Raw genomic sequence first — 6213 nt, forward strand, 5'->3', positions numbered from 1 at the left:
CTTACCCGTTGTTTATTTATTTAATAAAGTTCTTCCAAATCTGTACGCAAATAGCGATACATTGATTGATATGTGCTGAGAATTCCAATGAGAATTCCTAAGAAAATGACAAAAATACATAGAAATGCTAACTTCTGAAAATCTTGAAGTACAGCTAAATCTTCAATTTCTCTAATAGCTATTTGTTGAATTCCAAGCAATAAAATAGAAGCTATTACGCCTGCCAATAAGCCTTGAAGTACTCCTCGTCCGAGAAATGGTTTTTGAATAAACCAATCAGTTGCACCTACCAATTGCATACTTCTAATGATAAATCGCTGCGAATAAAGAGCCAAACGAATAGTATTATTTATTAATAATGCTATGGCAATAAGGAGCAAAACTACTATTGAAGCAATTATTAAATAAGCTTTATTTGCATTTTTATTGATACTTTCTACAAAATCTTTGGCATAATCGGCTTCAAAAACCCCAGTCAATTGTTCTAAATCAGTTTTAATTTTACTTAGCTGGTTTTCACTAAAATAATCGTCTTTTATTCTTAAACTAAAAGCATCTCTGTATGGATTTTCGCCTAAAATCGAACGAAAATCTTCATTGGTTTCTCTCAAAACTCTTTCGGCAGTGCTTTCTTTTGAAATAAATTTTATTTGAGGTACATTTTCAGAATAGGCAATATAATTTTTTTGAGAAATAAGATTCCGAACCGAATCTCGTTGAATAGCAGTCAATGATTTATCAAGATAAACTTGCACCTCAATGTTTTGCTTGACATGCAGAACCAATTGTTTGGATGTAAGAGCAATCCAGCCACTGAAAGCTATCAAAAATAATGCAGATGTTAAGCTAATTACTATCAATAGGCTTGGATAAGTACCTAATTTTCGGTTTTTTTTCTGCATAGATGTTCTAAGATTTTTTAGATCGTCTGCAAAGATAAAGGAAGAAGTAGGAATTATTTAGAAATTAATGAATTTTAACACTAAAGTTATTCAAATGGAAGAAATTAAGCAGTTTAGCTTTTCCAACGAGCAATACGTTCGGGCATGTTTTGTTCGATGATATTTTTTACGACTTCGGTGATTTCTTCAACTGTAGCATCGGGCGAAAAATATATAGGCTCTTTAAATTTCACTTTCAACTCAGTATTTCTTTTTTTATAATTTAGTCCCGATTTATTGAATGCTCGTCTAAAACCATCAATTACTACTGGCACAACTATTGGATTATTGTCTTTTATAATATGAGCTGTACCTTTGCGAATTGGTGCATAAGGACTGGTTGTGCCTTGTGGAAAGCTTACAACCCAACCAAATTTCAAGCCTTTTGACACATTATCTCCTGCCGAAGTATCTAAAGTTCGCTGTACATTTTCGCCTTTTGCTCTCCATGAGCGTTCAACCAAAATCGCACCTGCCAAGCTAAATATTTTAGGTAAAAATCCTTCTTTCATAGTTTCGCTAGCGGCTACGTAAAATATCCTCCCACGTGGGGCAAGCAATGCAATAGGTAATACCCGATTGCCAAAACCCCATTTTACTGAACAAAAAATATGATAAAATGTAATAACATCAGCAAAGTATGTCTGATGATTGGAAATAAAATAGACGTTTTGGTTAGGTAGTTTGGAAAGGAATTCTGCACCTTCAACTTTGAGCTTATTTGCAACTGCGAGTCGCCAATAAGTAGGAACGCCAGCAATAAGAATGATTAAACGCTTCAATATCAGCCAGTTACCAAATGGGTCTCGGTCGAAAATGCCAAATATATCTATGTATGACACATATCTAAAAAAGGGATTTGAGTCATTATTGGGTACAGGTAAGAAGTTTTTAAGTACACGAAGCATTTTCGGGACTACAATTTTATTTGTTTCAGTTGGGTTTACTTTTGAAAAGTACAAATAAAATCCGGTAATTCCTAAAAACGTGTTAAGTTTTGTTAGTTTCTTTTACCAATTTCATCTCTGATTTTTGCAGCTTTTTCATACTCTTCATCACTTAGTGCTTGGGTCAGCATTTTGTTGAGTTCGTCTAAACTTAAATCTTTTAGAGATTCTTTGTAGGTTTTTTGAGGACGAGAAGATGATTGAACTAATTCTTCTGGCTCATCGGCAGTTGATGCTTCTTGCGTGGTTATACCCGCATCGATCAAAATCTGATTGGTTGTGTAAATTGGCACTTGGAAACGCAAACCAATAGCAATAGCATCCGACGGACGAGCATCAATTGATTTCTGACGAATACCATCAGTACAAACTACTTTTGCAAAGAAAATTCCTTCTCGAAGGTCAGAAATTAATATTTCTTCCACAGTAAAGTCAAAAGCACGTGCAAATGATTTGAACAAATCGTGCGTCATTGGGCGGTTGGGGGTGATGCGTTCCATCTCAATAGCGATGGCTTGTGCTTCAAACATACCTATAATGATTGGCAAACGGCGATTACCAGCTTCTTCTGACAAAACCAATGCAAATGAGCCAGTCTGAGATTGACTTGGCGAAAGACCTAATATTTCGAGTTTTACTTTTTCCACGATGCAAATATAAGCAATTCTTAAAAAAGGCTGGTATTGTTTTGAAAAAAAAATACTGTGAGTGATTTACCCACAGTATTTTCACTTCTATTTTATACTTTTTGAGCGAAGTTTTTTTTTAAATAAACAAAAATTATTTCCCAGCCAAAACCGCCTTCGTCAACTTAGGTAATATATCAAAAACATCACCCACAATGCCATAGTCGGCCGCCTTGAAAAATGGTGCTTCTGGGTCTTTATTAATTACCACAATAACTTTTGAAGAATTTACACCAGCTAAGTGCTGAATTGCCCCCGAAATGCCGCAAGCAATATAAAGATTTGGTGAAACTTTTATCCCAGTTTGTCCAACGTGTTCGTGGTGAGGTCTCCAGTCTAAATCTGACACTGGTTTAGAGCAAGCAGTTGCTGCTCCTAAAGCATCAGCCAAATCGAGCAATGGTTGCCAGTTTTCAGGGCCTTTCATGCCACGTCCACCTGAAACTACCAAGTCGGCTTCTGGCAAAGAAACAGTTCCAGTTGCCTTGATGGTTTCGGTTATTTTTGCCAAAAAAAGATTATCAGACAGGGCAGGAGAGATGGTTTCAACCGTTGCAGAATTACCTGATTCTATAGGGACAACCGCATTTTTCTTTATAGCTAATATTTTAATTTCGCTTTTTACATTTACTTCAGCAAATGCTTTTCCAGTAAAAATGCTAACTTTTACTTGGAAACCATTCATAACGTTTGGTAATTCTATTACATTTCCAACAACTGCCGCTTTCAATGTTCCTGCAGCACGAGCAGTTACAGCATCGGCAAAAGAAGATTTTGCTGAAATAACAACTTTTGCACCTGTCGATTTTACAGCTTCTGCTAAAACTGTGGCATAAGCCATACTATTAGCTACATCTAATTTTGAATCGTTTGCATGAAGTACTTTTATTGCTCCAAAGCTTCCTGCTTTTGCTAATTCTGATGTATTGGCTTTGCCGATTGCTAAGGCTACTGCCGAAGTTCCTAACATTTCGGCAACCTTTGAGCCATAATAAATGGCTTCGAGTGATGATTTTTTGATTGCTCCATCAGCAACTTCTGTGAATATGAGTATCATTTTGATTGTCGATTTATGATGACGATTTACGAATTTTTGATTACCGATTTATTTAAAATATCGAACTTTTGCAGTACAAACAATTAGTAAATCGTAAATATCAAAGGACTTTTGCTTCGGTTTTAAGTAATTCTATTAACTTTTCTGCATCTTCAGCAGGAATCATTTTGCAAGCTCCTTTTGGTGCTGGAAGCGTATATTTTTCTGTGGTAGTTAATGCCGAACCAGATGCTGGTATTACCTTTAAAGGTTTAGTTCGAGCAGTCATAATACCACGCATATTTGGAATTTTCCATTCGGCTATTGGTTCTTGACAACCTAAAACCAAAGGTAGTGGAGCAGTCAGTTTTTCTTTTCCACCTTCAATCTCACGTGTTAAAGTTGCTAAGTTTTCTTCAATATTCAATTGCATAACAGGAGAAAATGAAGGTATTCCAAGCATTTCACCTACAATCCCGTGTACCACACCCGAATTATAGTCGCTTGTTTCACGTCCCATCAAAATTAAATCATAATTGCCTTCTTTGGCAACCGCAGCAATTTGCTCGGCAACAAAGTACGAGTCAGTTGGTTCAACATCAACTCGAATCGCATCGTCGGCACCGATAGCCAATGCCTTTCTGATTTGTGGTTCGGCATCTACACCACCCACATTCAAAACTGTGATAGTTGCACCCAATTGTTCTTTCAATTCGACTGCACGGGCAAGGGCATAATCATCATAAGGCCCAATGATGTAAGTTACGCCCGCTTTGTTTAGCTTTGTATCGCCATCAGTAAATGAAATTTTAGATGTCGTATCTGGTACACTTGAAATACAGACTAATATTTTCATGATTTTATGCCCCCAACCGCAACGGCGGACCGTTCCTAAAGGGATTTTTTATTGAATTGATGCTTTAAGCGGTTATAGAAAAAGCATATATTAATAATATTGTACTTAGAAAGGTATTATTTTTTATTGAAATACGCATAAATTAGTATGCACGCATAACATTATGCAAATCTATATTAAAGAAAAATTGTATGCAAGCAGAAAGATTAAAAATTTTATTGGAGTATTTGGCAGACGAACCTAACGAGCCATTTAATATTTATGCAATTGCGATGGAGTTTATAAATAAGGATAATGAAAAGGCTAAATTTTATCTGGAAAAATTATTAGAGAGTCATCCTGAGTATATTCCGACTTATTATCATGCTGCTGCTTTGTATTTTGAATTGAATGAATTTGAAAAAGCAAAACAAACGTATATCATAGGAATAGAAAAAGCTCATCTTAAGCAAAACTTGAAGGCTTATGATGAGCTTAAACGTGCTTTTAGAATGTTTCTTGATGAAGTGGAAGATTAATAAGATAATTCACTGGTTTCGTGGGTGGTATTTTTACCAAACAAAGCACGAAATGTATCGGTCATATAAAGCACATCTAAAACCTTACTTTTGGCTTGTTTGATCATAAAAAAATGACTATTTTCTTGTTTGTTTTCTTTGATTTGCTCGTCCAAATGGTTGAGAATATAGCCCATACACTCTGTGTTTTCCGAAAAATCATCAACTATATACATCATAAAACGATTTTCGACTTGGCTATCGGCAAAGTAAAAAACCAAATGGTAATCTTCGCCCACTATAAATGATGCTGTTTTGTTTGTATCGAATGATTTGAATATTTCGTTGTTGTCCACTAAGCAATCTATGATGGCTACATCATCGGTTACGATTCGTAATGTGGGCTGTAAAGTCATAATACTTATATTTTAAGTTTTCCGAATAATATTTTGTTGTTTTTCAAATATAACGGTATTTTCTAAAAAATGTTCAATAAAAATATAATATTTTCTTGAAATAGTATAATTATAAAATTACAAATAGTAGAAAATTTGGTATTATTTTAAGTGTATTTACTTAAAAAAACACTTAAATTTTGAAATATAGATTTCGATTTAGCTTAGTTTGCCTAAATAAATATTCAAAATGCTCAATATTGCCTTAAATTAAGGTTGTATTTTTGTCGAAAAATAATTTAAAATGACCTATAAAATTTCAAAAATCATTACTTCATCGCAATTAAAAAGCCGTGCTGCCTCAGTTTTAATGATATATACGGGAGGAACGCTCGGAATGGTTTATGATACTAAAAGTAAAAGTTTAGTGCCTTTCGACTTCGACCAAATTTTAGTAAATGTGCCCGAATTGCAACGTTTAGAATTTGAGTTAACTATACTTACATTGCCCAAACCTATTGATTCTTCAAACATTAGACCTAATAATTGGTTAGAATTAGCTCGAATCGTGAAGAATAACTTTGAAGATTATGATGCTTTTGTTATACTGCATGGTACCGATACAATGGCATATTCGGCATCGGCTTTGAGTTTTTTGTTGGAAAACTTATCGAAACCAGTGATTTTGACAGGAGCTCAATTGCCCATTGGAGTTGCTCGAACAGATGCCCGTGAAAATTTGATAACAGCCTTAGAAATTGCATCTTCACAAATCAATGGCCGACCTGTTGTACCAGAAGTTGCAATTTATTTTAATTCTTATTTGCTACGTGGCAACCGTGCCAAAAAGAAAGA

At 34.9% G+C, this 6213-nt stretch carries 8 protein-coding genes; 2 read left to right on the forward strand and 6 right to left on the reverse strand.

Translation table 11 applies throughout. From position 1 onward, the window contains the following. Window positions 1-20: 20 nt before the first annotated feature. The 5 genes from ACH2CJ_RS20535 to ACH2CJ_RS20555 all read right to left on the reverse strand — a co-directional run bounded on the left by ACH2CJ_RS20535 (window position 21) and on the right by ACH2CJ_RS20555 (window position 4466). Entirely contained in the window at window positions 21-902 is an 882-nt protein-coding gene (locus ACH2CJ_RS20535) for a cell division protein FtsX (RefSeq protein WP_394996080.1), read from the reverse strand. Between the two features lie 113 nt (window positions 903-1015). Continuing rightward, window positions 1016-1849, reverse strand: a complete 834-nt coding sequence (locus ACH2CJ_RS20540; RefSeq protein ID WP_394996082.1) for a lysophospholipid acyltransferase family protein — start codon at window positions 1847-1849, stop codon at window positions 1016-1018. A gap of 92 nt (window positions 1850-1941) precedes the next feature. After that, window positions 1942-2535: a bifunctional nuclease domain-containing protein gene (locus ACH2CJ_RS20545; protein WP_394996085.1), complete on the reverse strand. Its 594-nt coding sequence runs from the start codon at window positions 2533-2535 to the stop codon at window positions 1942-1944. 133 nt (window positions 2536-2668) lie between these two features. Further along, complete coding sequence (locus ACH2CJ_RS20550; RefSeq protein WP_394996088.1) at window positions 2669-3631, reverse strand: electron transfer flavoprotein subunit alpha/FixB family protein; 963 nt, start codon at window positions 3629-3631, stop codon at window positions 2669-2671. A 100-nt stretch (window positions 3632-3731) separates the two neighbouring features. Then, window positions 3732-4466, reverse strand: a complete 735-nt coding sequence (locus ACH2CJ_RS20555; protein ID WP_394996091.1) for an electron transfer flavoprotein subunit beta/FixA family protein — start codon at window positions 4464-4466, stop codon at window positions 3732-3734. A gap of 191 nt (window positions 4467-4657) precedes the next feature. On the opposite strand from ACH2CJ_RS20555, the gene ACH2CJ_RS20560 reads away from it, so the two are divergent. Beyond that, window positions 4658-4984, forward strand: a complete 327-nt coding sequence (locus ACH2CJ_RS20560) for a tetratricopeptide repeat protein (protein ID WP_394996093.1) — start codon at window positions 4658-4660, stop codon at window positions 4982-4984. On the opposite strand, the gene ACH2CJ_RS20565 is transcribed toward ACH2CJ_RS20560, so the two are convergent. Then, window positions 4981-5379, reverse strand: coding sequence for a hypothetical protein (locus ACH2CJ_RS20565; protein ID WP_394996096.1), 399 nt, complete (start codon window positions 5377-5379; stop codon window positions 4981-4983). The two genes, ACH2CJ_RS20560 and ACH2CJ_RS20565, sit on opposite strands and share 4 nt — an antisense overlap. Before the next feature lie 283 nt (window positions 5380-5662). Here ACH2CJ_RS20565 and ACH2CJ_RS20570 point away from each other — a divergent pair. Further along, window positions 5663-6213 (forward strand): asparaginase (locus tag ACH2CJ_RS20570; RefSeq protein ID WP_394996098.1); only part of this gene is annotated, 551 nt, incomplete at its 3' end.

It is taken from the genome of Emticicia sp. (assembly GCF_043780375.1).
Lineage (GTDB): Bacteria > Bacteroidota > Bacteroidia > Cytophagales > Spirosomataceae > Emticicia.

Excerpts from the sequence above, each read along its gene's own strand:
- ACH2CJ_RS20535 (WP_394996080.1), bottom strand. The coding sequence starts at position 902 with ATGCAGAAAAAAAACCGAAAATTAGGTACTTATCCAAGCCTATTGATA.
- ACH2CJ_RS20540 (WP_394996082.1), bottom strand. The coding sequence starts at position 1,849 with ATGCTTCGTGTACTTAAAAACTTCTTACCTGTACCCAATAATGACTCA.
- ACH2CJ_RS20550 (WP_394996088.1), bottom strand. The coding sequence starts at position 3,631 with ATGATACTCATATTCACAGAAGTTGCTGATGGAGCAATCAAAAAATCA.
- ACH2CJ_RS20555 (WP_394996091.1), bottom strand. The coding sequence starts at position 4,466 with ATGAAAATATTAGTCTGTATTTCAAGTGTACCAGATACGACATCTAAA.
- ACH2CJ_RS20560 (WP_394996093.1), top strand. The coding sequence starts at position 4,658 with ATGCAAGCAGAAAGATTAAAAATTTTATTGGAGTATTTGGCAGACGAA.
- ACH2CJ_RS20565 (WP_394996096.1), bottom strand. The coding sequence starts at position 5,379 with ATGACTTTACAGCCCACATTACGAATCGTAACCGATGATGTAGCCATC.